Here is a 25235-nt window from a genome sequence, read left to right on the forward strand (position 1 = left end):
GGTCCTCGAATGTGCTCCGCGGGGACGCCCCCCGTAGGATTGCCGCAGATTCACCGCAGCGAGTGTGCGGACTCGCCGCCGTAGAGGTCCCCGCCGGGCATTCCCGCCCAGCGGGGTTGAACCACTCATCGGAGGCACACCCACGATGTCCGACACGCAGACCGTCCCTGGCCGGATCATGGCGGCGGAGATGGCCGAGCAGCCGGCCGTCCTGCAGCGCATCCTCGACGAGGGCGCTCCCAAGATCTTCGAGATCGCGTCCCAGATCGCCGCCCGCAACCCGCGCTTCGTCCTGCTCACCGCGCGCGGGACCTCGGACAATGCGGCGCTCTACGCGAAGTACCTGATCGAGATCCTGCTGGGCAAGCCGGCCGGTCTGACCTCCATGTCGACCACCACCGCGTACGGGGCCAAGCCCGACCTGACCGACGTGCTGGTGATCACCGTCAGCCAGTCGGGCGGCTCGCCGGACCTGGTCGCCTCCACCAAGGCGGCCCGCGAGGCCGGCGCCATCACCCTGGCGGTCACCAACAACGCCGGCTCGCCGCTGGCCGAGGTCTCCGAGTTCCACATCGACGTGCTGGCCGGGCCGGAGAAGGCGCTGCCCGCGACCAAGACGTACACCGCCGAGCTGCTGGCCCTCTACCTGCTCATCGAGGGCCTGCGCGGCGGCGACGGCGCGGCCGCCAAGGAGCTGCCGTCGCTGGCCGCCGGCGTGCTCGCCCGCCAGGGCGAGGTCAAGGCCCTGGCGGAGCGCTACCGCTTCGCCCAGCGCCTGGTCATCACCTCGCGCGGCTACGGCTACCCGACCGCCCGCGAGGCGGCCCTGAAGCTCATGGAGACCACCTACATCCCGGCCTCCCCGTTCTCCGGCGCCGACCTGCTGCACGGCCCGCTGGCCATGGTGGACAACGTCTCGCCGGTCATCGCGATCGTGCCGGACGGCAAGGGCGGCGAGGCCCTGCAGCCGGTCCTGGACCGCCTGCGCGGCCGCGGCGCGGACCTGGTCGTGGTCGGCCAGCAGGCGCAGGTGGAGGCCGCCTCCGGCGGCTTCGCGCTGCCGGCCGGCGTCCCCGAGGAGGTCCAGCCGATCCTGGAGATCCTGCCGCTGCAGCTGCTGGCCTACGAGGTCACCATCGCCCGCGGCCAGGACCCGGACGCCCCGCGCGCGCTCGCCAAGGTCACCGAGACCCACTGACGGCCCGCACCCGTACGAAACGCCGAGCCCCCGTCCACAGCCTGTGGACGGGGGCTCGGCGTTTCGTACGGGGCGCGGCGGAGGGGACGGGGCCGGGCGCCCGGGCCCGGAAAGCACTACGGGCCACGGCGCCGACACGGGACCCTCAACCCATGCGGCACCGCAGCCCGGAGCTGTCGTCGGGCGCCGTGGACGGTCGAGAACTGTGCGGGGTCCTCGCTCGGCGGCGTCCGACCGAGGAGGGGCCTCGCGCGGTCAGGGCAGTTGCGCGGTGGGCCTCTCCTTGGTGCCCTTTCATTGTGGACTAGACCAATCTGGGTTGTCCAGGGCTCCCCGAAAATTGGTCTGGACAACCTGCGGGGGCGCGCGCCCGGGCGGGTGCGCCGGGCCCGCCCGCGCCCCCTGGAGCTACGCTCGCCATGTGCCCTCGCTGAACGAACTCGTCCGCCGCCACACCACCCTGACCGGTGCCGATGTGGAGTGGCTCCACATGCTGGTCTCGGAGTGGCAGCTGCTCTCCGACCTCTCCTTCGCCGACCTCGTGCTGTGGATCCCCACCTGGGACGGCATCCGGTACGTCTCGGTGGCCCAGATGCGGCCGAACACCGGCCCCACCTCGTACCAGGACGACATGGTCGGCCACCTCGTCCCGCGCGGCCGCCGCCCGCTGCTGGACGCCGCCTTCGACGAGGGCCGGATCGTGCGCGAGGGCGACCCGGAGTGGCGCGAGGAGGTGCCGGTCCGGGTCGAGTCCATCCCGGTGCGCCGCGAGGGCAAGGTGCTCGGCGTGATCGCCCGCAACACCAACCTGCTGACCGTCCGCACCCCCAGCCGGCTGGAGCTCACCTACCTGCAGAGCGCCTCCGATCTGGCCCAGATGATCGCGGCCGGCACCTTCCCCTACCCGGGGGTCGAGCAGACCGACATGGACGCCGCGCCGCGGGTCGGCGACGGCCTGATCCGCCTCGACGCGGACGGCATCGTCACCTACGCCAGCCCCAACGCGCTCTCCGCCTACCACCGGCTCGGTCTCACCACCGACCTGGTCGGCAGCCACCTGGGCCGCGCCACCGCCGAGCTGGTGCCGCCCTCCCGGGCCGCCGTGCACGAGGCGCTGGTCAAGCTGGCGAGCGGTTGGGCGCCCCGGCAGACCGAGGTGGAGGTGCAGGGCGGGGTGGTGACCCTGCGGGCGATCCCGCTCAAGCCCAAGGGCACCCTGACCGGCTCGCTGGTGCTCTGCCGGGACGTCACCGAACTGCGCCGCCGCGACCGCGAACTGATGACCAAGGACGCGACCATCCGGGAGATCCACCACCGGGTGAAGAACAACCTGCAGACCGTCGCCGCGCTGCTGCGCCTGCAGTCCCGCCGGATGGAGTCGGAGGCCGGCCGCGCCGCGCTGGACGAGGCGGTCCGCCGGGTCGGCTCGATCGCGATCGTGCACGAGACGCTCTCCCAGGCGCTGGACGAGCAGGTGGCCTTCGACGAGATCGCCGACCGGGTGCTGGCCATGGTCATGGAGCTCTCCCAGGACGGCCGGGTGGCGACCCGCCGCAGCGGCAGCTTCGGGATCCTCTCCGCCGAGGTGGCGACCCCGCTGGCGATGGTGCTGACCGAGCTGCTGCAGAACGCGCTGGAGCACGCCTTCGGCCCGTCGGCCTCCGGCAACCTGGAGGTCAGCGCGCTGCGCGGGCGGGCGCCGGCCACCGGCATGGGCTGGTCGGACAGCTGGAACGGCGGGGCCCGCCCCGAGGAGTACCTGCTGATCACCGTGCAGGACGACGGCCGGGGCATGCCGGAGGGGTTCGACCCGCAGAAGGCGGGCAATCTCGGGCTGCAGATCGTCCGGACCCTGGCCACCGGTGAGCTGGGCGGCACCTTCGACATGGTGGCCGGCCCGAACGGGGGCACCAAGGTGGTCCTGGAGATCCCGGTCCGCTGAGAAGGCGCACCGAGGTGTGAAAGGGGCGTGCGGTCGGCGAATGCGCCGGGTGCACGCTTCCTCACACTGCCGGGAAACAGAAACGAGGCCCTGTCGACCGGGGGGGGTGGGTCGACAGGGCCTCTCAACCCGTTCCGGCCGTCGGGGGGAGTCGGCCGGAACGGGGGCTCTGAGTGGTGCGACACCACACCGGTGCGTTGCACACGGTGAGCGCCACAGCTCCACAATATTGCTCTAAGTGAACAGTATCAAGTGGCTGGGCGAGCCGGTGTCGCGGGACCTCGTCGAACAAGGTCCTTTGTACGGAAGGCTTCGCCAGGAGGTGCAGGGAAGCCTTTGATCATGTGTTGATCGGTCCTGCTGTCACTGCTGGTACTACGGCGTGTGATCAGGCGGTGCGGGCGCGGTTGCGGGCGGCACGGCGCTTCATCGCGCGGCGCTCGTCCTCACTCATACCGCCCCAGACGCCGGCGTCCTGGCCGGTCTCGAGGGCCCACTGGAGGCACTGCTCCATGACCGGACAGCGGCGGCACACGGCCTTGGCTTCCTCGATCTGCAGCAGAGCGGGACCGGTGTTCCCGATCGGGAAGAACAGCTCCGGGTCCTCTTCGCGGCAGACAGCGCGGTGGCGCCAGTCCATGGTCGTCCAACTCCTCCTGCCGGCGGGGGTTGCCCGGTCGGCGTCATCGATGGTGTTTGTGAATGTGAACGCTTTCACGAATCCCGCAACAGCAAAAGAGACCAAAGGCCCACCGGGCCCGGGTGGTCTGTGCTGGGGAGGGATTCGGCGGTTCGAGGGACACTCCGCGGTCGGCGTCCAACAGGTTCTGCGGTTGCCGTCGCTGCGATGTGTCCCGATCGCCATGTAGAGGTTCGCAAACCTCGGGCCCGGATACAACCCCCTTCAGGAAGGAATTTTTGATTCTTCGGTGTCGCCTAGCTCACAGCCAGTACTTCTATGGAGTGAAGGGGGCTTGTGCGTTCGAGAAGAAGGGCGAAGGCCCCTTCCGGTCACACAATCACACGCAGTGCCCGCCGTACGCCTGTGAAACTGACGCGACTCCTGGATCCAAGGTGGTCCCCGTCCACCTGGAATGGGGCCGGTTCCTCTGAAACCAAGGTGAAGTGCCGGACGTCGTGATAGGAGACGACGTGCTTCCCGGAAGGGCCGGGTGGCGGGGTGTCGGCACTCGAAGGCCCGTGCGACCGCAGGATCTGACGGACCGTTCGAGCCGTACCGAACGCCGTCATCCGGGTGATGCCGAAGACGTCGAGATCCGCGTCGAAGGAGGCGAGCGGCGAGGGGTAGACCGGGCGGTTGCCCAGGAACGTCCACGGCGAGGTGTTGCTGACTATCGCCAGTGCCAGACCCGGATCCGGTGCGCGGCCCGCCAGTTCCAGCGTGACCGGGCCCGATCTGCGCTGCTCACGCTGGGTGACGAAGTGCCGGAGCGCCTGGGTGACGTAGAGCGCGTGCGTGGACTTGCGCCCCGCCCGGCGCTGCTCCTCCACCCGGCCGACCACACCGGCGTCGAAGCCGAGTCCGGCGGTGAAGGTGAACCAGCGGTCGGGCAGGCCCTCGGTCATCGCCTTGCCCAGCCCGATCGGGCGCTCCCGCCGGTGCTCCAGGGCGTTCAGCAGCGCGCCGGTGGCCTCCACCGGGTCGTTGGGCAGGCCCAGGGCGCGGGCGAACACGTTGGTCGAGCCACCGGGCACCACGGCCAGCCGGGGGACCTTCTCGCCCGGGCCGTGCGCGAGCAGCCCGTTGACCACCTCGTTGACGGTGCCGTCCCCGCCGAGCGCCACCACCAGGTCGACCGCGCCGTCGTCGACCGCCCCGCGGGCCAGGTCGCGCGCGTGGCCGCGGTACTCGGTCTGCGCCACCTCCAGCTTGAGGTCGCTGCGCAGGGCGTGGATCAGGACATCCCTGGTGCGGCCACTGGTGGTGGTCGCTTTCGGATTGACGACCAGGAGAGCGCGCATGTGCTCAGCCTACGGGTCGGTACGGACCGGTCGGCGGCTACCCTGCTGGAGTGACCGCAGAATCCTCCGCACCCGTACCCGTGCCCGGCGCCGACCGGCCGGCGGCCCTCACCGTGGGCGCCGCCATCACCGCCCTGGAGGGCGCCGCGCTGGCCGTCGTCGGCGTCTGGGACATGGTCGCCGCGCTGTCCGGCGAGTCGAAGCAGCTCGCCCTGAACGAGTTCGGCGGCCTGGTGATCGTGCTGCTCGGCGTGCTGCCGCTGCTGGCCGCCCGGGCGCTGCTCAAGGGCCGCCGCTGGGGCCGCAGCCCGGCCGTGCTGACCAACTCCATCTGCCTGCCGGTGGCGTACTACATGTGGCAGAGCGGCGGCCCGATGGCCGCCGTCGCGGTGGCCGTCGGCGCGCTGGGCCTGGTCGGCATCGGCGCGCTGCTCAGCCCGAAGGCGACGGCGGCCCTCTACGCTCCGCACGAGGGCTGAGCGCAGGGGCCGCCGGTCCGCGGCCGCCCCGGGGCGGCCGCCTGGGTCCGCTCTTCCGGACCCCGGGTCCTACTCCTCGACCAGCAGCTTCTCCCGCAGCTGGGCGAGCGTCCGGGCGAGCAGCCGCGAGACGTGCATCTGGGAGATGCCCACCTCGGCGGCGATCTGCGACTGCGTCATGTTCCGGAAGAACCGCAGCACCAGGATCTTCTGCTCCCGGGGCGGCAGTTGGGCCAGCAGCGGCTTGAGCGACTCGCGGTACTCGACGCCCTCCAGTGCCTCGTCGGTGGCGCCCAGGGTGTCCGCGACGGCCGGCGACTCGTCGTCGCTGTCCGGCACGTCCAGCGAGAGCGTGGAGTACGCGTTGGCGGACTCCAGGCCCTCCAGCACGTCCTCCTCGGAGATCCCCAGGTGCTCGGCGAGCTCGTGCACCGTGGGGGAGCGGCCGTGCCGCTGGGAGAGTTCGCTGGTCGCCGTGGTCAGCGAGAGCCGCAGCTCCTGGAGCCGGCGCGGTACCCGGACCGCCCAGCCCTTGTCGCGGAAGTGCCGCTTGATCTCGCCGACGATGGTCGGTGTCGCGTAGGTGGAGAACTCGACCCCGCGCTCGTGGTCGAAGCGGTCCACCGACTTGATCAGGCCGATGGTGGCGACCTGGGTCAGGTCGTCCAGCGGCTCGCCGCGGTTGCGGAACCGCCGGGCGAGGTGCTCGACCAGCGGGATGTGCATGCGCACCAGCTGATTGCGCAGCTCGACGCGCTCCGGGGAGCCGTCGGGCAGCGCGGACAGCCGGACGAACAGGGCCCGGGCCGCCTCGCGGTCCGGTGCGCCGCTGCGGTGCGGGCCCTGGGCGGGCACCGCGGCGCGCAGCGCCTCGGCGGCCTGCTCGGCCGTGTCGGCCGCCTCGGCCGCCTCGTCCGGGAGGTCCGCGGCCGGCGGCTCGGGCGTGGGCGACGGATCGGGCGTCGGCTCGGTCGGCTGGCTCATCCGGTGGGCGTCCTTCGGGTGCGCTTCGTCGTTGGCGGCGAGGCCGGGCACGCTCGCCTGGGTCGGTACGGCAGGGCCCGCCGTCGCGAGGCCGGTACGGTCCAGATCACTCACGGCCATTCCCCCGTTCCGTTCCGGGAGCACCGGGGCCACCGGCCCCGGTTCGTCTCGATGGTCGTACCGCCCGGTGGGGGCGGTACCGGGAGCCGTCCGCCGGCCCGGGTGGGGTGCCGGGCGGACGGCCCTTGCTCGGTTGCTGCCACGATCGCTCGGGGCCGCTCTAGTGGGCGGCGGGGCCGCCGCGCTTCTTGTGCAGGCTGATCGACACGGTGTTGTCCTCGGCGACCGAGGACTCCACCTCGCCGGCCAGTGCCGAGAGCACCGTCCAGGCGAAGGTGTCCCGCTCGGGGGCCCGGCCGTCGGTGGTCGGCGCCGAGACGATGACCTTCAGGGAGTCGCCGACCAGCCGGAACTCGCAGGACAGGACCGATCCGGGAACGGCCTGCTGGAGCAGGATGGCGCACGCCTCGTCGACCGCGATGCGCAGGTCCTCGATCTCGTCCAGCGTGAAGTCCAGCCGGGCCGCCAGGCCCGCCGTGGCTGTTCGCAGGACCGAGAGGTAGGCACCCGCCGCGGGCAGCCGGACCTCCACGAAGTCCTGCACTCCGGGCTCGCCGTCGATCTGGGACACCCTCACCTCCTGGGTGACGCGCTGTGCTTCCGGGCCGGTGGCCGCGGCACTGTCTGTTGCTTGGCTCAACTGCTTCGCCCCAACTGTCCAGAGGGGTGGTGCGGTACGTACCGGTCATACCCCTCGAAGAGTGGCCGGACGCCGCGCGTCCGCCCGAGACGTTACCGCTTTCCTGACCCGGTGCGGGAGTCACTCATGGTAAGGCATCGCGACGCAGGGTGTCAGTGGTCGGACGGCGGCCTTGTGCGCCGTCCGCGATCGACTCCGAGCGCCGGGTTCCGACCGGTTTCAGCGGGTTCCGGCGGCGGCGAGCGCGTCGCCGGTGAGCCGGTAGACGGTCCAGTCGTCCATCGGCACCGCGCCGAGCGCCTTGTAGAAGTCGATCGACGGCTGGTTCCAGTCCAGGACGGACCACTCGACCCGCGAGTAGCCGCGCTCGACGGCGGTCCGCGCCAGCTCCAGCAGCAGCGCCTTGCCGTGGCCGCCGCCGCGGGCCTCCGGGCGGACGTAGAGGTCCTCCAGGTAGATCCCGTGGGTGCCGCGCCAGGTCGAGAAGTTGAGGAACCAGACCGCGAAGCCGACCGGCTCGCCGGTGGTGTCGTCCTCGGCGATCAGGCCGAACACCGCCGGCTCGGGGCCGAACAGCGCGTCGTGCAGCTGCTCCTCGGTGGCCACGGCCTCCTCCGGGGCCTTCTCGTACTCGGCGAGCTCGCGGACCAGGGTGCGGATGAGCGGGACGTCGGTGGCGACGGCGGTGCGGATCATGGCACGAGCCTACTGGGCCGGTTCGTCCTCGTCCCAGGCCTGGACCGAGGTCTGGTCGACGATCCGCCCGTCGCGCAGGCCCGCGACCGAGCTGACCAGCACCCGGACCCCGTCCGGGTAGCGGCAGGACTCCAGGAAGGCGAGCCGGTCGTCCTGGAGCACCACCTGTTCCAGCCGGTGGGTGGTCTCCCGCCCGTAGAGGTCGTCCAGCAGCGCGCCGATCTCGTCCCGGCCGTGCATCACCAGGGGGTGGCTGGGCTGGGTCTTGCGGTCGACCACGCGCAGTTCGGCGTCGTCCGCGTAGAGCGCCAGCAGGGCCGCCGGGTCGGCGTGCTCGATGCCCTCGCGCAGGGCCCCGGTGTCGAAGGCGGACGGTGCGGCCATGGCGGTCATGTCCTCGCTCCTCCGGTCGGTTCCGTCGGCTCGTACGTTTCGAGCGTACGCCCGGCGGAACCGCCCGGCGGGGCGGTGGTTCAGCGGGCCGGCACGGTGCGCAGGTAGGCCGCCAGGGCGGTGATCGCGGCCGGGTTGCGCGGGCTCTCGACCAGGTCGACGTAGTCCAGTACGAAGATCCGGTCGTTGCGGACCGCGGAGACGCCGGCCAGCGGCGGGAAGGACTTCAGGAACTTCCGCTTGCTCTCGGCGTCCGGGGTGCCGTAGTTGTTGATCACGATCACCTCGGGGTCGCGCTGGACCACGCTCTCCCAGCCGACCGTGGTCCAGGAGTCGGCGACGTCGCCCGTCACGTTCCGTCCGCCGGCCTTGGCGATGATCTCCTCCGGCGCCGCGAACTTCCCCGAGGTGTACGGCTTGTCCTCGCCGCTGTCGTACAGGAAGACGCCCGGCCGGTACGCCGGCTCCGGTACGGCGGCGACCTGCCCCTTGAAGTCGGCGATCAGCTTGTCGGCCCGGTCCCGGACGTCGAAGATCTCGCCCAGGTTGGCGAGGTCGGTGTAGAGCGCGTCCAGCGGGGACATCACACCGCGCTCCGGGCCCTTGCCGCTGCGGCAGGACTCGCTGAGCACGTACGAGGCGATGCCCAGGTCGCCCAGCGCCTGCGGGGTGACGCCGCTCGCGTCGTCGAAGCCGTAGTGCCAGCCGGCGAAGACCAGGTCGGCCTTGGCCTCCAGCGCGATCTCCTTGGTGATCTGCTTCTTGGAGAGCCAGGCGGTCCGCTGGTAGCCGTCCTTCCAGGCGACCTTCTCGACGTCGCCCTTGTCGTCGGGCATCACGTAGCCGGCCATCCGGTCCTCCAGGCCGAGCGCCAGCATCAGCTCGGTGATGCCGACGTCGTTGGTCACCGTCCGGGCCGGCTTCTGCTTGAAGGTGAGCTCGGTGCCGCAGTTCCTGACGGTCACCGGGTAGTGGGCGGAGGCGGTGGCGCCGTCACCGCTCGGGGCGATCTCGGCCCCGCAGCCGGTGAGCGCGAGGGCGAGCAGGGCGGCGGCGGCAACGGCCTTGGTGCGCATGGGGGTTCCTTGCTGGATCAACGGGGGTCACTTGGCGAGTCGGTCGAAGAGCAGCTGGACGGCGCCGGTCACCGGGTGCCGGACGGGCGTCGCGCGGACCCCGAACACCTCGGCGAGCAGGCCGGGTTCGAGCACCTCGCCGGGCGGCCCGGAGGCGACGATCCGCCCGGCCGCGACCACGTACAGCAGGTCGCAGTGGCCGGCCGCGAGGTTGAGGTCGTGCAGCGCGGTGAGCACCGTCGGCCCGGCCTCCCGGACCAGCGCCAGCACCTCCAGCTGGTGGGCGATGTCCAGGTGGTTGGTGGGCTCGTCGAGCACCAGCACCTTCGGCTCCTGGACCAGCGCCCGGGCGATCAGCACCCGCTGCTTCTCGCCGCCGGACAGACTCAGGAAGCCGCGTTCGGCCAGGTGCGCGGCGCCCACCCGGTGCAGCGCCGCGGCGCACCGCTCGCCGTCGCCGGCGGAGGGGCCGGCGGCGAGCCCGCGCCGGTGCGGCAGCCGGCCCATGCCGACCACCTCGGCGACGGTGAAGTCGAACTCGGCGGAGTGCTCCTGCGGCAGCGCGGCGACCCGCCGGGCGGCCTCGCGGGCGGTGAGCGCGTGCAGCTCCTCGCCGCCCAGCCGGACGGCCCCGGCGGCGGGCCGCAGCGCCCGGTAGACGCAGCGCAGCAGGGTGGACTTGCCGCTGCCGTTCGGCCCGACCAGGCCGACCACCTGCCCGGCGGCGGCGTCCAGGGTGACGTCGTGGACCAGCCGGAGGCCGGCCAGTTCGACCGAGACGCCGTCGACGGCGAGGTCCAGGGCGGGGGCCGCGGTGAGGCCGGGGACGGTCGTGCGGGCCGTGTTCACCGGCCACCTCCGAAGGAGTAGCCGCGGCGGCGCATCAGCAGCAGGAAGCAGGGCACCCCGAGGGCGGCGGTGACCACCCCGACCGGCAGTTCGGCCGGCGCCAGCAGGGTGCGGGAGACGACGTCCACCCAGACCAGCAGCAGGGCCCCGGTGAGCGGGGCGATCAGCAGCACCCGGCGGTGCCCGGCGCCGACCAGCATCCGCACCACGTGCGGGACCATCAGCCCGACGAAGCCGATCGCGCCGCTGACCGCGACCACCGTGCCGGTGACGGCGGCCGTCACCACGAACAGTTCGCGCCGCAGCCGGTCCGGGTCGACCCCGAGCGAGGCGGCCGTCTCGTCGCCCATGGCGAGCGCGTCCAGCCGGCCGGCGGAGCAGACCAGGTACGCCAGGCCGGCCAGGACGGTGACGGCGGCGATCGGCACCGAGCCCCAGGTGGCCCCGCCGAGGCTGCCGAGCAGCCACATCATGGCGGAGCGGGCGGCCTCGCCGCGGGCGGCGGCGAACACCATCAGCGCGGTGACGGCGGAGAAGCCGTAGGACATCGCGGTGCCGGTCAGCACCAGCCGCAGCGGGGTGAGCCCGTAGGCGGTACGGGCCGTCAGGTAGACCAGCACCATGGCGACCAGGGCCGCGCCGAACGCGGAGACGGAGAGCGCCCAGACGCCGAGCGAGGCGAAGGCGCCCAGCATCAGCACGGCGTTGGCGCCGACCGAGGCGCCGGAGGAGATGCCGAGCACGAAGGGGTCGGCCAGCGCGTTGCGGACCATCGCCTGCACCGCGACGCCGGTGACGGACAGTCCGGCGCCGACGACGGCGGCCAGGACGGCGCGCGGCAGCCGGATCTCCCAGACGATCGCGTAGGCGGAGGCCTCGTCGGCCTCCAGCCGACCGCCGGTCAGGCCGGCGCCGAGCAGCCGCAGCACCCGGGACCAGTCGAGTCCGGCGGAGCCCAGCGCGACCGCGCAGACCAGCGAGAACAGCAGGGCCGCGGCCAGGCCGGCGGCCAGCGGCACGGTGGGTATCCGGCGCGGTCCGGGCGGGGCGCCGGCCGGCGCCGGTGGTGCGGTGGCGGTGGTGCTCAAGAGGGGCGCGCCTTCGCCTCGGGCCGGTGCGGCGCGGGGGCGGCACGCCCGGGCGGGGGTGTGCCGGGGCGCCATCCCCTCGCAGTCCACGGCGAGTTGTTGGGAGGTCGGCGTCCCGGGGCGATCGGGCTCACGGCGCGGGGTGCCGTTTACCGTTGCGGGTCAGCGCCGGATTCGCACCGGCTTCCCCTCGGGACGCCCTGGCAGCATAACAAGCGCTCAGGGCAGGCAACCCTTACCCGGTGCGATCGTCGGGAGAACGCACGGCCGCCCCCGTCCGGCGGTGCGGACGGGGGCGGCCGAGGAGGAGTGAGCGGGGATCAGCCCTGCTTGGTCTCCCAGAAGATCTTGTCGACCTCGGCGATCAGGTCGAGCAGCGCCTGGCCGGTGGCCGGGTCGGTCGACGCCTTGGCGGCCGAGGCGGCCTTCAGGGTGTCGTTGATCAGCTGGTGCAGCTGCGGGTACTTCTCGAAGTGCGGGGCCTTGAAGTAGTCGCTCCACAGCACCGAGATGTGGTGCTTGACGGCCTCGGCGCGCTGCTCCTTGATGATGACGGCGCGGGCCCGGAAGTGCGCGTCCTCGTTGGCCTGGTACTTCTCCTGGGTGGCCTTCACCGACTCGGCCTCGATCCGGGCCTGGGCGGGGTCGTACACGCCGCAGGGCAGGTCGCAGTGGGCGTGGGCGGTGGCGCGCGGTGCAAACAGACGAGAGAACATGGGAGTCCTTCCTTAGATCGTCTTCCCGCGGCCGAGATTACCCCGCCGCCCGCGGGGTTTCGCGGTCGGGCGGCGGGCCTAGGGCAAAAGGCGGAGCCGGAACCGTGCCAATCCGGACACCGGCGGGTGACGGTCCGTACGGCAGACTGGGGGGCCGAGGACGCGGGTGGGAGCCGGGAGGAGGAGTCGTGGCGCGGAGCGCGGAACCGGAGGGCGGCACCCCGGGGGGTGGCGCCCCGTTCGGACTGATCGACGTGGCGGGCGACTCGATGGTGCCGACGCTGCGCGACGGGGACCAGCTGCTGGTCCGGTACGGTGCGCGGATCCGGCCGGGGGCGGTGGTGGTGTTCCGCCACCCGTTCCAGCAGGACCTGCTGGTGGTCAAGCGCGCCGACGGTCGGCGCCCCAAGGGCTGGTGGCTGCTCTCGGACAACCGGCCGGTCGACAGCGACAGCCGCAGCTACGGCGCGGTCCCGGACGAGCTGGTGCTCGGCCGGGTGCTGCTGAGGCTGCGCCCGCGCCCGGCCTGGCTGGCCCCCGGCCGCCGGCTGGAGCGCCTGCTGCTCTCCGCCCCGCTGGCCCGGATCCCCGGCCTGGCCCGGCGCTGCGGTGTCTGGGTCCGCCCGGAGGAGATCCGCGGGACCCGCGCCTAGGGCGTGTCGGGCTAGCCCTGTCCGGCTGCCGTGGCGGCGGCCTCCTGGGCCTCCAGCCGCTTGCGGGCCCGGTAGGCGGCGACGTTGGCGCGGGTCGCGCAGCGGTCCGAGCAGTACCGCCGGGACCGGTTGGTCGAGGTGTCCAGGTAGGCGTTGCGGCAGGGCGCGGCCTGGCAGATGCCCAGCCGGTCGGCGCCCAGCTCGGTCAGGTGGACCGCCAGGCCCATGCAGGCGACGGCGCTGAAGTGCGCGGTGGCGGTCGGGGAGTTGTCGGCGAGGTGCAGGTGCCAGCGGGGCCGGCCGGCGGCGTCGAGGTAGTCGTGGCCGGAGACCAGCGGGCTGACCGGGAACTCCATCAGCAGGCTGTTCAGCAGGTCGACGCTGCGGAACTCGTCGCCCTCGGCGGCGGCCTCGAAGACCCCGCGCAGCCGGGTGCGGACGGCCCGCAGCCGGGGCAGGTCGGATTCGTCGGCCAGGTCGCGGGCCCGGGAGGAGTCCGAGAACAGTCCGCGCACCGCGTCCACCGAGGTCAGCGCGTCGGTGCCGCGCTCGGGCTCCTCGGTGTTCACCAGCCGGACGGCCAGATCGGCGTACGAGGCGAGCTCCACGGGGGTCCTTCCAGGGGTTGGTAACGGGCTGACTGCTTCCAGCCTATTACCCGATCGGGGAAAACGTCGGCGCCCGGCAGGACCGGCCTGCCGGGCGCCGAGGTGGGCGCGCTCAGCGCGCCTCGGACCGGAGCACCTGGGCTCGGGTCAGAGCACCTTGGAGAGGAACGCGCGGGTGCGCTCGTGCTGCGGGTCGGTGAGGACCTCGCGGGGGTTGCCGGACTCGACGACGACGCCGCCGTCCATGAACACCAGCGCGTCGCCGACCTCGCGGGCGAAGCCCATCTCGTGGGTGACGACCACCATGGTCATCCCCTCCTCGGCGAGGCCGCGCATGACGTCGAGGACGTCGCCGACCAGCTCGGGGTCGAGCGCCGAGGTCGGCTCGTCGAAGAGCATCAGCTTCGGCTTCATGGCCAGGGCCCGGGCGATCGCCACCCGCTGCTGCTGGCCGCCGGAGAGCTGGGACGGGTAGTTCTTCGCCTTGTCGGCCAGGCCGACCCGCTCCAGCAGGGCCATCCCGCGCTCCCGGGCGGAGCTCTTGCTCTCGCCCTTGACCTGCACCGGCGCCTCGATGATGTTCTCTATGGCGGTCATGTGCGGGAACAGGTTGAAGCGCTGGAAGACCATGCCGATGTCGCGCCGCTTCAGCGCGACCTCGCTGTCCTTGAGCTCGTAGAGCTTGTCGCCCTTCTGGCGGTAGCCGACGAGGTCGCCGTCCACCCAGAGCCGGCCGCCGTTGATCTTCTCCAGGTGGTTGATGCACCGCAGGAAGGTCGACTTGCCGGAGCCGGAGGGGCCGATCAGGCAGAACACCTCGCCCTGCTTGACCTCCAGGTCGATGCCCTTGAGGACGTGCACGGCGCCGTAGGACTTGTGGACGTTCTCGGCGCGGACCATCGGGCCGCCCTGGGGGGCGTCGACGGTCGGCTTGGTCAGATCGGTCATACGTGACCACCTCCCTCGATCCCCGGGACCACGTCGTGCTGGGTCTTCGGGGTGCGCTTCCCGGCGAACAGGCCCCGCAGTCGCTGCAGCGGGGTGGGCGGGAGGGTCCGGTTGGAGCCGCGGGCGTAGTGCCGCTCGATGTAGTACTGGCCGATGGTCAGCACCGAGGTGAAAGCGAGGTACCAGAGGCTGACCACGATCAGGATCGGAATGTTCTGGTAATTCCGAGAGTAGATGATCTGACCGGCGCGGAAGATCTCCTCCAGGGAGATCACGGAGACCAGCGAGGTGGTCTTCAGCATCGAGATGGTCTCGTTGCCGGTCGGCGGGATGATCACCCGCATGGCCTGCGGCAGGATGACCCGCCGCATGGTCTTGAACTGGCTCATGCCGAGCGCGTGCGACGCCTCGGCCTGGCCCTCGTCCACCGACTGGATGCCGCCGCGGACGATCTCCGCCATGTAGGCGGCCTCGTTCAGGCCGAGGCCCAGCAGCGCGGCGACGAAGGTCGGGATCAGCACGTTGGTGGACTCGGACCAGAACTCCGGTCCCCACGGCACGCCGATCGAGAGCTTGGCCCAGATCAGGCCGAGGAAGTTCCAGAACACCAGCTGCACCAGCACCGGGGTGCCGCGGAAGACCCAGATGTAGATCCAGGCGGTGCCGGAGAGCAGCGGGTTCCGGGAGAGCCGCATCACCGCGAGGATGATGCCGCCGACCACACCCATGATCATGGCGAGCGCGGTCAGCTCCAGCGTGACGAGCATGCCGTGCACGATGCTGTCGTGGAAGAGGTACTTCCCGACGATGTCCCACTTGAAAGCGGGGTTGGTGAAGAGGGCGCTCAGCAGCATCGCGCCGAGGACGGCGATGACGACGGCGCCCGCCCAGCGTCCGGGGTGGCGGACCGGGACGGCCTTGATGGTCTCAGGCCGTCCCTTCTCCGCGTGCCCCTTGTCCAGAGAGTTCACGGTGTGGCCTCGGGGGAGAGAGGAATCCGGCGGAGGGTCAGCTGACGGCGCCGTTGAGCGTGGACTTGTCGATGGCACCGGCCTCGACGCCCCACTTGGAGAGGATCTGCTTGTAGGTGCCGTCGTCGATCAGCGACTGGACGGCGCCCTGGACCGCCGGGGCGAGCGCGGAGCCCTTGGCGAGGGCGATGCCGTAGGGGGCCGCGTCGTAGGTGGCGCCGAGCTTCTCCAGCTGGCCGCCGGACTGCTTGATCGCGTAGTCGACGACCGGGGAGTCGGCCATCATCGCCTGGTCGCGGCCGGAGACCACCGCGTTGGTGACGTCGGTCTGCAGGTCGAACTTGTCGCCGTCGTTGACGACGCCCGGCTTGCCGGCCTTGACGCAGGCGGGGGTGCGGGTGTCGGTGATCTCCTGCGCCTGGGTGGTGCCGGTCTGGACGGCGATCTTCTTGCCGCAGAGGTCGTCGGCGTTGATCTTGTCCGGGTTGCCCTTCTTCACCGCGATCGCGCTGCCGGCGTTGAAGTAGGTGACCAGGTCGACGGTCTGCTCGCGCTCCTTGTTGTCCGTGAGGGACGACATGCCGAGCTGGAACTTGTTCGACTGGATGCCGGGGATGATCGCGGTGAACTGCGAGTCCTGGACGTCCGCCTTGAGGCCGAGCCTGGCGGCGACGGCGTTGGCCAGGTCGACGTCCAGGCCGACGATCTTGCCGCTGTCGTCCTTGAACTCGTTCGGCGCGTAGGAGGCGTCCGTACCGACCACGATCTTGCCGGACGACTTGAGGTCGGCGGGCACGAGCGCCGCCAGCTTCTCGTCGGCCTTCACCTCGTTGACGGTTGCGGAGGCATTCGGCGCGCCGCTGCTCTCCTCCTTGCTGCTGCCGCAGGCGGTCAGCACGAGCGACGCGGACGCGAGCACGGCCGCGCCGGCGAGGAGACGGGTGCGCTGGGTACGGACGATCATGGGGGAGATCTCCTCCTGAGGGAGAGGTCGGGCGGAGCGCGCCGCGGGGGAGCGGCACACCGGTGCAGCAGGCCGTACGGCGCTGTACGGGTGGGGCAGTGTGACTGCGCAGGGTGGTACGAGGTACTGCTCTCCGCCACCGTCCGCCGAGGTGGGCGTTTGACCGAACCGCCTCGACCAGTGGCCGGCTCGATCCGAGATGGGGGGAATCCTGCCATCTGATGACGGTCGGGTGGTCCTTATTCAGATCAAAATCGGATAACGAGGGGGCGCGCTGTCCGCTATTCGGACGGATACCGTGTCCCTGTCACCCTGCGTATAAGTATGCAGACCACCCTGCGGTCCGCCCGGAGGCCCGCCCGCGCGCTCGCCCGAATTGCGCCCGCCCCGTGCCCGCCCCGCGCCTGCCCCGCGCCCCGTGCCTGCCCCGCGCCCGCCCGGACGCGGGGCCCCGTGCTCCCCGTCCCCGCTCAGATGCCGCCGTTGACCACCGCGTTCTGGGCCGCGCCCGCGGAGACGTTCCACTTGGCGAGGATCTTGTCGTACTCGCCGCTGCGGATCAGCTGGTCGACCGCCTTGGCCAGGACGTCCCGCAGCTCGGTGTCCTCCTTGCGCAGCGCGATCCCGTACGGGTTGGACCGGGACTGCGAACCGGTCACCTCGAAGCGGTTGCCGCCGTCGGTGGTCTTCGCCGCGTAGGCGGCCACCGGGAAGTCGTTCAGGCCGGCCTGCGCGGCGCCCGAGGCGACCTCGGCCAGCGCCTTGGCGTCGGTGTCGAACTTGTGCACGGTGAGCGGCTTGCCGGCCCGGGTGCAGGCGGTCACCTGCCGGGTGACGATCTCGTCCTGGGTGGTGCCCTGCTGCACCGCGACCGTCCGGCCGCACAGGTCGTCCAGGGTGTGGACGCCCTTCGGGTTGCCCTTCGGTACGACCAGCGAGGTGCCGGCGATGAAGTAGTCCACGAAGTCCACGCCCGGCCCGGACGGCTTGCCGGCGTCGTCCACGCCCTCCCGGCGCTGGCGGATGTCGCTCAGCGCGGACATCACCACGTCGAACTGCTTCTTGTGCAGGTCCGGTATCAGCTTGTCGAACGGGGTGTCGACGTACTCGATCCGCAGGTCGAGGATCCGGCCGAGGGCCGCGGCGATGTCCGGGTCGAGGCCGTCCGGCTTGCCGTCGGTGCCGCGGAACTGCACCGGCGGGTAGTTCACGTCCATGCCGATCCGGAGCACCTTGGCCGTCTGCTGGGCCTTCGGGATCTTCCCGCGGATCTCCTGGAGCGGGTCCCCGGAGGCCTGCTCGCCGCCGCCGCCGCAGCCGCTCAGCAGCAGGGCTCCGGCGGTGGCCAGCGCGAGTGCGGCGGCGGCCCGTCGTCGGGGGTGGGGGCGGTGATGCATGGAGGTGCTCCTGTGGGAGGGGTGGAGTGGCACCGCAGCGTCGCGGAGGTGTACGCGAGATGGCGGGATGAGGGATCCTCCCATCCCGCTCTGCCGGGCCCGTGGGCGGGTGTGTCAGAATTCGGTACCGGGTGACCCCCGACGCTCGAACCAGACCGCCGAGCCGCAACCGGCTCGGGGTGCGCAGGAACGGAAGTCCATGACGTCGACTCCGTATCCGAGGCACCGGCCTCCCCTCCGTGTCTGCGTTCACTCCTGCGGGTGTGCGTGCTCGTTCGCCATTGCCGCCGCCGGGGCCCGGTGCTCGCGACGCCTGGTGCCCCAGGTGGCCGTGAGGCGTATGACAAGCATGTGACTTGGACGAAAAGGCATGGGTGCGATGCCGTCGTCCGACCTACGCTCGGCCCGGAAACACAACGCAGACCCAACGCAGACAACTCGAATAAAACCCTCATCCGAGGGCGCTCGTCCGACGGCGGCGCCCCGACCCGGCCTTCCCCGGGGGCGTCCCGGCGTCCCCGGACACCGGTTACCGGTCACCGCTGACCGGACGTCGAGCCCGGCCGGGCCGTCCGCTCCGTCGGTCGCGTGCCCTCGCTCGATCAATGACGAAGAGGTCATCGTGGCAGCGGAGATCATCCACAGCACTACCCAGGACACCGACGATCCGGTCGACGCCGTGTTCGCGCTCCACCGCGGCGGCAAGATGGAGGTCCGGGCGACCGTCCCGGTGCGCGACGCGGACGATCTGTCCCTCGCCTACACCCCCGGTGTCGCCCGCGTCTGCACGGCCATCGCCGAGCAGCCCGAGCTGGTGAACGACTACACCTGGAAGGCCAACACGGTGGCCGTGGTCACCGACGGCACCGCCGTGCTCGGCCTCGGCGACATCGGCCCCGAGGCCTCCCTGCCGGTCATGGAGGGCAAGGCGATCCTCTTCAAGCAGTTCGGCGGCGTGGACGCCGTCCCGATCGCGCTCGCCTGCACCGACGTGGACGAGATCGTCGAGACCGTGGTCCGGCTGGCGCCGTCCTTCGGCGGGGTCAACCTGGAGGACATCTCCGCCCCGCGCTGCTTCGAGATCGAGCGCCGGCTCCAGGAGGCCCTGGACATCCCGGTCTTCCACGACGACCAGCACGGCACCGCCATCGTCACCACCGCCGCGCTCTGGAACGCGGCCAAGGTGACGGGCCGGGAGATCGGCTCGCTGCGGGCCGTCATCTCCGGCGCCGGTGCGGCGGGCATCGCCATCGCCAAGATGCTGCTGGCCGCCGGCATCGGCGACGTGGCGGTCTGCGACCGCAAGGGCGTGGTGTACGAGGGCCGCGGGGACCTCACCGACGTCAAGGCGGAGATCGCCGCGCTGAGCAACCGGGCCGGCCTCAAGGGCTCGCTGGCCGACGCCCTGGACGGCGCCGACGTCTTCATCGGCGTCTCCGGCGGCACCGTGCCGGAGGAGGTCGTCGCGACGATGGCCGAGGGCGCGTTCGTCTTCGCCATGGCCAACCCGAACCCCGAGATCCACCCCGAGGTCGCGCACAAGTACGCGGCCGTGGTGGCCACCGGGCGCAGCGACTTCCCGAACCAGATCAACAACGTGCTGGCCTTCCCCGGCATCTTCGCCGGCGCCCTGCAGGTCCGGGCGACCCGGATCACCGAGGGCATGAAGCTGGCCGCCGCCAAGGCGCTGGCCGGTGTGGTGGCCGACGAGCTGACGCCGCAGAAGGTGATCCCCTCGCCGTTCGACGAGCGGGTCGCCCCGGCGGTCAGCAAGGCCGTGGCCGAGGCCGCCCGTGCGGAGGGCGTCGCCCGCCGCTGACGCGCGCCGGGGGAGCGCCGCCCTTCGCCGGCGGCGCTCCCCCTCCCGGGACGCGCGTCACACGTACGCGCGGTTCCGGCCCCGGGCGCCCGCCGCTATCGTCCGGATCATGTTTGCTGCCTACGCCGCACGAATCGACGCAGACGACCCGCTCGGCGGGCTGGAGCTGGGCGAGCGCCCCGAACCGCAGGCCCGTCCCGGGTGGAGCGTGGTCACGGTCAAGGCCGCCAGCCTCAACCACCACGACCTCTGGTCGTTGCGCGGGGTCGGCCTGCCCGCCGGGAAGCTGCCGATGATCCTCGGCTGCGACGCCGCCGGGATCGACGAGCACGGCAACGAGGTGGTCGTCCACTCCGTCATCGGCCAGTCCGGTCACGGTGTCGGGCCGGACGAGCCGCGCTCGATCCTGACCGAGCGCTACCAGGGCACCTTCGCCCGGCAGGTGGCCGTGCCCACCTGGAACCTGCTGCCCAAGCCCGCCGGGCTCTCCTTCGAGCAGGCCGCCTGCCTGCCCACCGCCTGGCTGACGGCCTACCGGATGCTGTTCACCAACGCCGGGGTGCGGCCGGGCGACACCGTCCTGGTGCAGGGCGCCGGCGGCGGTGTGTCCACCGCGCTGGTGGTCCTCGGCAAGGCCGCCGGGCTGCGGGTCTGGGTCACCGGCCGGGACGAGGCCAAGCTCGCCCGGGTCGTGGAGCTCGGCGCCGACGCGGCGTTCCCCAGCGGGGCCCGGCTGCCCGAGCGGGTGGACGCGGTGATGGAGACGGTCGGCGCGGCGACGTGGTCGCACTCGGTGAAGTCGCTCCGCCCCGGCGGCACGATCGTCATCTCCGGTGCCACCTCCGGCCCCAACCCGGCCGCCGCCGAGCTGAACCGGATCTTCTTCCTGGAGCTGAAGGTGGTGGGCTCCACCATGGGCGACAAGGACGAGCTGGCCGGTCTGCTCTCGTTCTGCGCCACCACCGGCGTCCGTCCGGTGATCGACACCGTGCTGCCGCTGGCCGGGGCCCGCGACGGCTTCGCCCGGCTCGCCGAGGGCGACGTCTTCGGGAAGATCGTCCTGACCCCGTGAACGCGCCGGTCCGGCACTCCCGGGGGAGTGCCGGACCCGGTATCGCCGGGGCTCAGCCCAGCAGGCGCTTCAGCCGCTCGCCGGCGGCGCCCAGCACCGTACGGGCCTCGGCCAGCCGCTCGGGGCTCACGCCGCCGTCCCGGGCCGCGTCACGGACCTGGTCGCGGAACCGGTCGAGCAGCCGCTCCAGCTCCCGGGCCGGGTCGCCCGCCGGGTCGGTGTCCGCCCACCCGGGCAGGTCGGCCGGGGCCGCACCGGCCGGCTCGTCCTCGTCGAGGTCGATCCGGGTGACGGTGGCCTTCTCGGCCGGGCGGTCGGAGGCGCTCCCGGTCCGCTCGTCGCCCCGGTCCTCGGTGGGGAAGCCCCAGCCGGTGGCCTCGGCGAGCCCGGCCAGGCCCTTGGTCAGCTCGGCCAGCCCCTCGGTCAGCCCGGTCTGCCAGTCGCCGTGCGCGGCGTGGTCGCGGACCTGCTCCTCGATCCGGCGCTTGATCCGCAGCGCCTCCTGCTGCGCGGCCGTGCGGGCGGCCCGGGACTGCTCGCGCAGCCGGCGGGCCTCCTCCTCGGCGGCCTTGGCCTTGGCCTTGGCGGCCTTCTCCTGCTCCTTGGCCCGCTTGGCCTGCTCGCGGGCCTGCCGCTTGAACTCGGTGAACTCGTCCTTGGCGCGCTGCCAGGCCTCCTTGTCGCTCCAGGGCCCGGACCACGGGCTGCCGTCCCCGGTGGTGCCCCCGTTCCCGTCCGCGTCCGGCGCGCCGGAGGCGGGCCGCCGGGCCTGCTTCGCCGCGCCCCACAGCTCCTCGCGCAGGTCCTTGGCGCTGTCCCGGACGTCCTCGCGGATCGCCCCGGCGAGCTGGGTGACCGAGTCGTGGATCTCCAGCTCCAGGTCGTCCAGCTCGCCCTGCCGGGCCTCCAGCTCGGCCCGGCCGGCGTCGGTGAGCCGGTAGACCTTGCGGCCGCCCTCGGTGCTGTGGGCGACCAGGCCCTCCTGCTCCAGCTTGGCCAGCCGCGGGTAGACGGTGCCGGCCGAGGGCGCGTACAGGCCCTGGAACCGCTCCTCCAGCAGGCGGATCACCTCGTAGCCGTGCCGCGGGGCCTCGTCCAGTAGCTTCAGCAGGTAGAGGCGGAGCCGGCCGTGGCCGAAGACGGGGGTCATCTCAGGCCTCCTTGCCGAGGTCGGGGCCCTTGGTGAGGTCGGCGGCCGGCAGCTCCCGGACCACCACCTGGGCGTCCTCCTCGGCGTCGGGCCGGTGCAGCACGGTCACGGAGCCGGAGACGGTGGTGACCGAGAGGCTGCCCTTGCCGTCGCCGAGCTGGCCGGAGAGCCGCTTGGTGCCCCAGGAGCCGCCGACCTTGAGCTGCTCGAAGGTGGAGGAGAGGTCGCCGCTGGTGGTGCCGGCCTCGACCTTGGTGTCGGCGAGCGACGGCAGCCGGACGCCGACCGGGCCGCTGACCGTGGCGACCCTGATCTCGGTCGGGGTGGCGGCGGCGAGGTCCAGGGTGACCGCGCCGGTCACGGCGTTGACCGAGACCTTCTCGGCGGTGCCGGCGACCACGGTGAGCTGGCCGGAGACGGTCTTCAGCTTGAGCTGGCCGGACACCGACTGGGCGTCGACGTCGCCGGTGACGGTGTTGACCTCGGTGCGGCCGGCCAGGCCGACCAGGGTGACGTCGGCGCTGGCGGTCTGCGCCGAGACGTGCTCGGTGAAGCCGGAGACCGTCGTCGCGGCCGACACGGTGCCGACCTTGACCTCGGTGCCGGCGGGCACGGTCACGGTGACCGCGGCGGTCCGCTTGTGCTTGAACGAGGAGAAGAAGCCCTTCACCGAGTCGACCGACTTGAGGACGTCGCCGAACTCGTTCCAGCTGCTGAGGTCCTTGTAGGTGACGGTGAGCACGCCGTCCACCAGGGTGACGTGCAGCGGCTCGCCCTTCAGCTCGGTGACCTCCAGGCGGGCCGGGCCGTCGGCGGCGACCACGTTGACCGTGCCGTCGACGGTCCGCACCTGGAGGGTCCGGACCGCTTCCTCGACGGTGATCGTCTCGGGTCCCTCGATCGTCCACTGGCTCATGTCTGCCGCCTCCCGTTGATGAGTCGCGATGTATCGCGTTCCCTACTCGAAGACGATATGTCGCGTGACGGCGAAGTCAAGGGAATCCGCCCCGCCCCCGACCCGGAGCGGACCCGGAGCCCACCCCGAGCCGTCCCCTACGGGACCGCCGCCGGACGACGCGGAGGGCCCGGAGAGCGGGTGCTCTCCGGGCCCTCCGTGCCGTGGCCCGCGGCGGCGGCCTACCGGGTCAGTCGTCGTCCTCGTCGTCGAGCCTGGCCAGCCAGGTGGCCAGCCGCTCGACCGGGATCTCGAAGTCCGGGTTGAGGTCGACGAACTCGCGCAGGCGCTCGGCCAGCCACTCGAAGGTGACCTCCTCGTCGCCGCGCCGGCTCTCCAGCTCCTCGATGCCGCGGTCGGTGAAGTACACGGTTCGCTCCGGTCCGATGGGGGTTCGACCTGGTCAGGATAGTCCGGTCAGCTGGCGCGCCAGGTGGACAGGTTCACCTTGGCCGCACCGGTGGTGGCGTCCGCGACCTCGACCGCGGCGATGGCGATGTTGCGGGTGACGCGGTCGCGGATGCAGAGCAGCCGGCCCGGGGTGACCCGGTTGAAGGTCAGGTCGGTGTCCGGGCGGGAGTCGATCGCCACGGCGCACTGCTCGGGGGTGACGGTCGCCTCGGTGATCACCGCGAAGTCCGACTTGCTGTCGCCGGCGCTGGTGAAGGAGTCGGCCCGGCTGCCGCTGGAGGTGGACTCCCGGGTCAGGCCGAGCCCCCACTTCAGGTCGGAGCCGCGCGGCACCACGTTGCCCGTGGTCAGGTCGATCCGGTAGGCGTCGCTGGAGTACTCGGCGGCCGGGATCGAGAGCGGCTTCTTCTCGATCACCGCCTGGTAGCCGGTCGGCCGGGCCGGTGCGGTGACCCCGGCGGCGCTGGAGGAGGCGGGCAGGGGTGCGGCGCTGACCGGCGAGGAGGACGCGGACGGGCTCGGCGTGGCCTTCGGGGACGTGCCGCCGGCCGCGGCGGACGGCGTCGTGTCCGCCGGGGTGGACGGCGGCGCGGCGGCGGGCTGGGCCGCCCCCGGGCCGCTCTGCGCGGTGGTCGCCTTGTCGTCGTCCTTCTTCATCTTGTCCATCAGCACGACGCCGCCCGCGGTGCCGCCGATCGCCATCACCAGGGCGACGGTCAGCAGGACCTTCCAGGAGACGCCGCCCTTGCGCTTCGGCTCGGGCGCGGCCACCGCGGTGTCGGTCACCACCGGGCCGGGCGGCGGGGTGTCGTAGGACGGCGGCTCCTGGCGCAGCTGCACGGTCGGCGGGGCGGAGAGCACCGGGCCGGTGGGCGCCTCGGTGGGCGGCTGAGCGGCGCCGTACGCGCCGAGCGCGGGCGGGACGAAGCCGGGCGGCGGGGTGCCCGGCTGGGTGGGGCCGTAGCCGGGGGCGGGCTGGGTCGGGCCGAACGCGGGCGGCGGGGTGGCCGGCTGGGTCGGGCCGTAGCCGGAGGGCGGGCCGAAGGCCGGCTGGGTCGGTCCGGTGGCCGGCTGCGGCGGGGCGGTCGGCGGCCCGGCCGGGGACGGCGGGAGGGTGGGGGCGGCCGGCAGCGGGGTGGGCGGCGTCTTCGGGAGGTCGGAGCGGCGGGTGATCTCGGTGTTGACCTGCCGGGGCAGCCAGTCGTCGGAGAACCGCAGCTGGCCGCCGACCGCCGGGTGGTTGCGGGCGATGTCGATGATCTCGGCGGGCCGGGGCCGGTCCTCGGGGGACTTGGCCAGGCAGCGCAGGATCAGCTCGCGCAGGCCGGCCGGGACGGCGTCCAGGTCGGGCTGCTCGTGCACCACCCGGTAGAGCACGGCGGTGTCCGGGCCGTCGCCGAAGGGGGCCGTCCCGGCGGCCACGTACGCGGCCAGCGCGCCGAGCGCGAACACGTCGGTGGCCGGGGTGACCGGGCGGCCCTGGGCCTGCTCGGGGGACATGAAGGCGGGCGAGCCGATCCGGTAGCCGGTGCCGGTGAGCGCGGTGGCGTCGGCGGCCCGGGCGATGCCGAAGTCGATCACCCGCGGGCCGTCGCCGGCCACCAGCACGTTGGCCGGCTTGAGGTCGCGGTGGACCACCTCGACGCTGTGGATCGCCTGGAGGGCCTCGGCGATGCCGCCCATCAGCAGCAGCACGGTGCGGACCGGCAGCGCGCCGTTCTCGCGCACGACCTGCTGGAGCGAGGGGCCGGGGACGTACGCGGTGACCAGCCAGGGGGCGTCGCTGTCCAGGCCGCCGGAGTCGATCACCTGCGCGGTGTAGAGCCCGTGGATCCGCTGGGCGTTGGAGACCTCCTGCGCGAAGCGGCGGCGGAATTCGCCGTCCTCGGCGAACTCCGGGCGGACCACCTTGAGCGCCACCGGCCGGCCGCCGGGCGTGTACGAGAGGTAGACCCGGCCCATGCCGCCGGCCCCGAGCCGGGCGAACAGCCGGTAGCCGCCGACCTCCCTCGGGTCGTCCGGGTGCAGCGGCTGGAAGACCGGCGGGAGCGGCGTGTCGGCGGCGTCCCTTGGCGTGTCGGCGGTCATGCGGTAGATCCCCCTGGGAGAGCGGTGAGGTCGTC

Annotated in this window: 25 protein-coding genes and 1 riboswitch; of the genes, 6 read left to right on the top strand and 19 right to left on the bottom strand. The window is 72.5% G+C overall.

Features of this window, described 5'->3' with window-relative positions; all coding sequences use genetic code 11:
* The first annotated feature begins 145 nt into the window (after nt 1–145).
* Together AC067J_RS13280 and AC067J_RS13285 are read left to right on the top strand one after the other, a co-directional pair.
* Nucleotides 146–1198 carry an SIS domain-containing protein gene (locus AC067J_RS13280; protein WP_327680558.1) on the top strand — a complete coding sequence of 351 codons (1053 nt, stop codon included), beginning with the start codon at nt 146–148 and terminating at the stop codon, nt 1196–1198.
* A gap of 421 nt (nt 1199–1619) precedes the next feature.
* Entirely contained in the window at nt 1620–3140 is a 1521-nt protein-coding gene (locus AC067J_RS13285; RefSeq protein ID WP_478298582.1) for a sensor histidine kinase, read from the top strand.
* 388 nt (nt 3141–3528) lie between these two features.
* On the opposite strand, the gene AC067J_RS13290 is transcribed toward AC067J_RS13285, so the two are convergent.
* Nucleotides 3529–3780: a WhiB family transcriptional regulator gene (locus AC067J_RS13290; RefSeq protein ID WP_014138019.1), complete on the bottom strand. Its 252-nt coding sequence runs from the start codon at nt 3778–3780 to the stop codon at nt 3529–3531.
* 371 nt (nt 3781–4151) lie between these two features.
* Nucleotides 4152–5123 carry a diacylglycerol/lipid kinase family protein gene (locus AC067J_RS13295; RefSeq protein WP_478298584.1) on the bottom strand — a complete coding sequence of 324 codons (972 nt, stop codon included), beginning with the start codon at nt 5121–5123 and terminating at the stop codon, nt 4152–4154.
* A gap of 50 nt (nt 5124–5173) precedes the next feature.
* On the opposite strand from AC067J_RS13295, the gene AC067J_RS13300 reads away from it, so the two are divergent.
* A complete protein-coding gene (locus AC067J_RS13300) occupies nt 5174–5602 on the top strand; it encodes a hypothetical protein (protein ID WP_478298586.1) in 429 nt (142 codons plus the stop codon).
* A 69-nt stretch (nt 5603–5671) separates the two neighbouring features.
* Here AC067J_RS13300 and AC067J_RS13305 read toward each other — a convergent pair whose 3' ends face one another.
* The 8 genes from AC067J_RS13305 to sodN all read right to left on the bottom strand — a co-directional run bounded on the left by AC067J_RS13305 (nt 5672) and on the right by sodN (nt 12164).
* A complete protein-coding gene (locus tag AC067J_RS13305; RefSeq protein ID WP_478298588.1) occupies nt 5672–6700 on the bottom strand; it encodes an RNA polymerase sigma factor SigF in 1029 nt (342 codons plus the stop codon).
* Nucleotides 6701–6866: 166 nt separating this feature from the next.
* The gene (locus AC067J_RS13310; RefSeq protein WP_478298590.1) at nt 6867–7277 is read right to left on the bottom strand and encodes an ATP-binding protein; all 411 of its coding nucleotides are present in this window, start codon (nt 7275–7277) and stop codon (nt 6867–6869) included.
* Between the two features lie 288 nt (nt 7278–7565).
* Complete coding sequence (locus AC067J_RS13315; protein WP_478298592.1) at nt 7566–8042, bottom strand: N-acetyltransferase family protein; 477 nt, start codon at nt 8040–8042, stop codon at nt 7566–7568.
* A gap of 9 nt (nt 8043–8051) precedes the next feature.
* Nucleotides 8052–8435 (bottom strand): nuclear transport factor 2 family protein, encoded by a 384-nt coding sequence (locus tag AC067J_RS13320; RefSeq protein ID WP_478298594.1) that lies wholly within the window; start codon nt 8433–8435, stop codon nt 8052–8054.
* An 80-nt stretch (nt 8436–8515) separates the two neighbouring features.
* On the bottom strand, nt 8516–9511 hold the full coding sequence (locus AC067J_RS13325) for an ABC transporter substrate-binding protein (protein WP_478298596.1): 996 nt from the start codon (nt 9509–9511) through the stop codon (nt 8516–8518).
* A 27-nt stretch (nt 9512–9538) separates the two neighbouring features.
* On the bottom strand, nt 9539–10312 hold the full coding sequence (locus tag AC067J_RS13330) for an ABC transporter ATP-binding protein (RefSeq protein WP_478298962.1): 774 nt from the start codon (nt 10310–10312) through the stop codon (nt 9539–9541).
* A 44-nt stretch (nt 10313–10356) separates the two neighbouring features.
* Entirely contained in the window at nt 10357–11448 is a 1092-nt protein-coding gene (locus AC067J_RS13335; RefSeq protein ID WP_478298598.1) for a FecCD family ABC transporter permease, read from the bottom strand.
* Nucleotides 11449–11574: 126 nt separating this feature from the next.
* Nucleotides 11575–11637, bottom strand: a riboswitch (cobalamin riboswitch).
* 131 nt (nt 11638–11768) lie between these two features.
* Nucleotides 11769–12164 carry a superoxide dismutase, Ni gene (gene sodN / locus AC067J_RS13340; protein ID WP_030392857.1) on the bottom strand — a complete coding sequence of 132 codons (396 nt, stop codon included), beginning with the start codon at nt 12162–12164 and terminating at the stop codon, nt 11769–11771.
* Nucleotides 12165–12433: 269 nt separating this feature from the next.
* Here sodN and sodX point away from each other — a divergent pair, with 269 nt between their 5' ends.
* The gene (gene sodX / locus AC067J_RS13345; protein ID WP_478298964.1) at nt 12434–12817 is read left to right on the top strand and encodes a nickel-type superoxide dismutase maturation protease; all 384 of its coding nucleotides are present in this window, start codon (nt 12434–12436) and stop codon (nt 12815–12817) included.
* 11 nt (nt 12818–12828) lie between these two features.
* Here sodX and AC067J_RS13350 read toward each other — a convergent pair whose 3' ends face one another.
* From AC067J_RS13350 to AC067J_RS13370, 5 genes are all read right to left on the bottom strand, one after another.
* Nucleotides 12829–13425, bottom strand: a complete 597-nt coding sequence (locus tag AC067J_RS13350) for a CGNR zinc finger domain-containing protein (protein WP_478298600.1) — start codon at nt 13423–13425, stop codon at nt 12829–12831.
* Nucleotides 13426–13572: 147 nt separating this feature from the next.
* Entirely contained in the window at nt 13573–14373 is an 801-nt protein-coding gene (locus tag AC067J_RS13355) for an amino acid ABC transporter ATP-binding protein (protein WP_478298602.1), read from the bottom strand.
* The gene (locus AC067J_RS13360) at nt 14370–15344 is read right to left on the bottom strand and encodes an amino acid ABC transporter permease (protein ID WP_478298604.1); all 975 of its coding nucleotides are present in this window, start codon (nt 15342–15344) and stop codon (nt 14370–14372) included. Before AC067J_RS13360 ends, AC067J_RS13355 begins: the two co-directional genes overlap by 4 nt.
* A gap of 37 nt (nt 15345–15381) precedes the next feature.
* Nucleotides 15382–16308, bottom strand: a complete 927-nt coding sequence (locus AC067J_RS13365) for an ABC transporter substrate-binding protein (RefSeq protein WP_478298606.1) — start codon at nt 16306–16308, stop codon at nt 15382–15384.
* A 470-nt stretch (nt 16309–16778) separates the two neighbouring features.
* Nucleotides 16779–17705: an ABC transporter substrate-binding protein gene (locus AC067J_RS13370; protein WP_478298608.1), complete on the bottom strand. Its 927-nt coding sequence runs from the start codon at nt 17703–17705 to the stop codon at nt 16779–16781.
* Nucleotides 17706–18327: 622 nt separating this feature from the next.
* Between AC067J_RS13370 and AC067J_RS13375 the strand changes: the two genes are divergently transcribed.
* Together AC067J_RS13375 and AC067J_RS13380 are read left to right on the top strand one after the other, a co-directional pair.
* The gene (locus tag AC067J_RS13375; RefSeq protein WP_478298609.1) at nt 18328–19524 is read left to right on the top strand and encodes an NAD(P)-dependent malic enzyme; all 1197 of its coding nucleotides are present in this window, start codon (nt 18328–18330) and stop codon (nt 19522–19524) included.
* 109 nt (nt 19525–19633) lie between these two features.
* Nucleotides 19634–20596 carry a zinc-binding dehydrogenase gene (locus tag AC067J_RS13380; protein ID WP_478298611.1) on the top strand — a complete coding sequence of 321 codons (963 nt, stop codon included), beginning with the start codon at nt 19634–19636 and terminating at the stop codon, nt 20594–20596.
* A 52-nt stretch (nt 20597–20648) separates the two neighbouring features.
* On the opposite strand, the gene AC067J_RS13385 is transcribed toward AC067J_RS13380, so the two are convergent.
* From AC067J_RS13385 to AC067J_RS13400, 4 genes are all read right to left on the bottom strand, one after another.
* Nucleotides 20649–21746, bottom strand: a complete 1098-nt coding sequence (locus AC067J_RS13385) for a PadR family transcriptional regulator (RefSeq protein WP_478298613.1) — start codon at nt 21744–21746, stop codon at nt 20649–20651.
* A 1-nt stretch (nt 21747) separates the two neighbouring features.
* A complete protein-coding gene (locus AC067J_RS13390) occupies nt 21748–22662 on the bottom strand; it encodes a DUF4097 family beta strand repeat-containing protein (RefSeq protein ID WP_478298615.1) in 915 nt (304 codons plus the stop codon).
* A gap of 229 nt (nt 22663–22891) precedes the next feature.
* Entirely contained in the window at nt 22892–23071 is a 180-nt protein-coding gene (locus AC067J_RS13395) for a DUF6104 family protein (RefSeq protein WP_313765509.1), read from the bottom strand.
* A 47-nt stretch (nt 23072–23118) separates the two neighbouring features.
* On the bottom strand, nt 23119–25200 hold the full coding sequence (locus AC067J_RS13400; RefSeq protein ID WP_478298616.1) for a serine/threonine-protein kinase: 2082 nt from the start codon (nt 25198–25200) through the stop codon (nt 23119–23121).
* Nucleotides 25201–25235 lie beyond the last annotated feature (35 nt).

The organism is Kitasatospora sp. NPDC042419 (assembly GCF_056437345.1).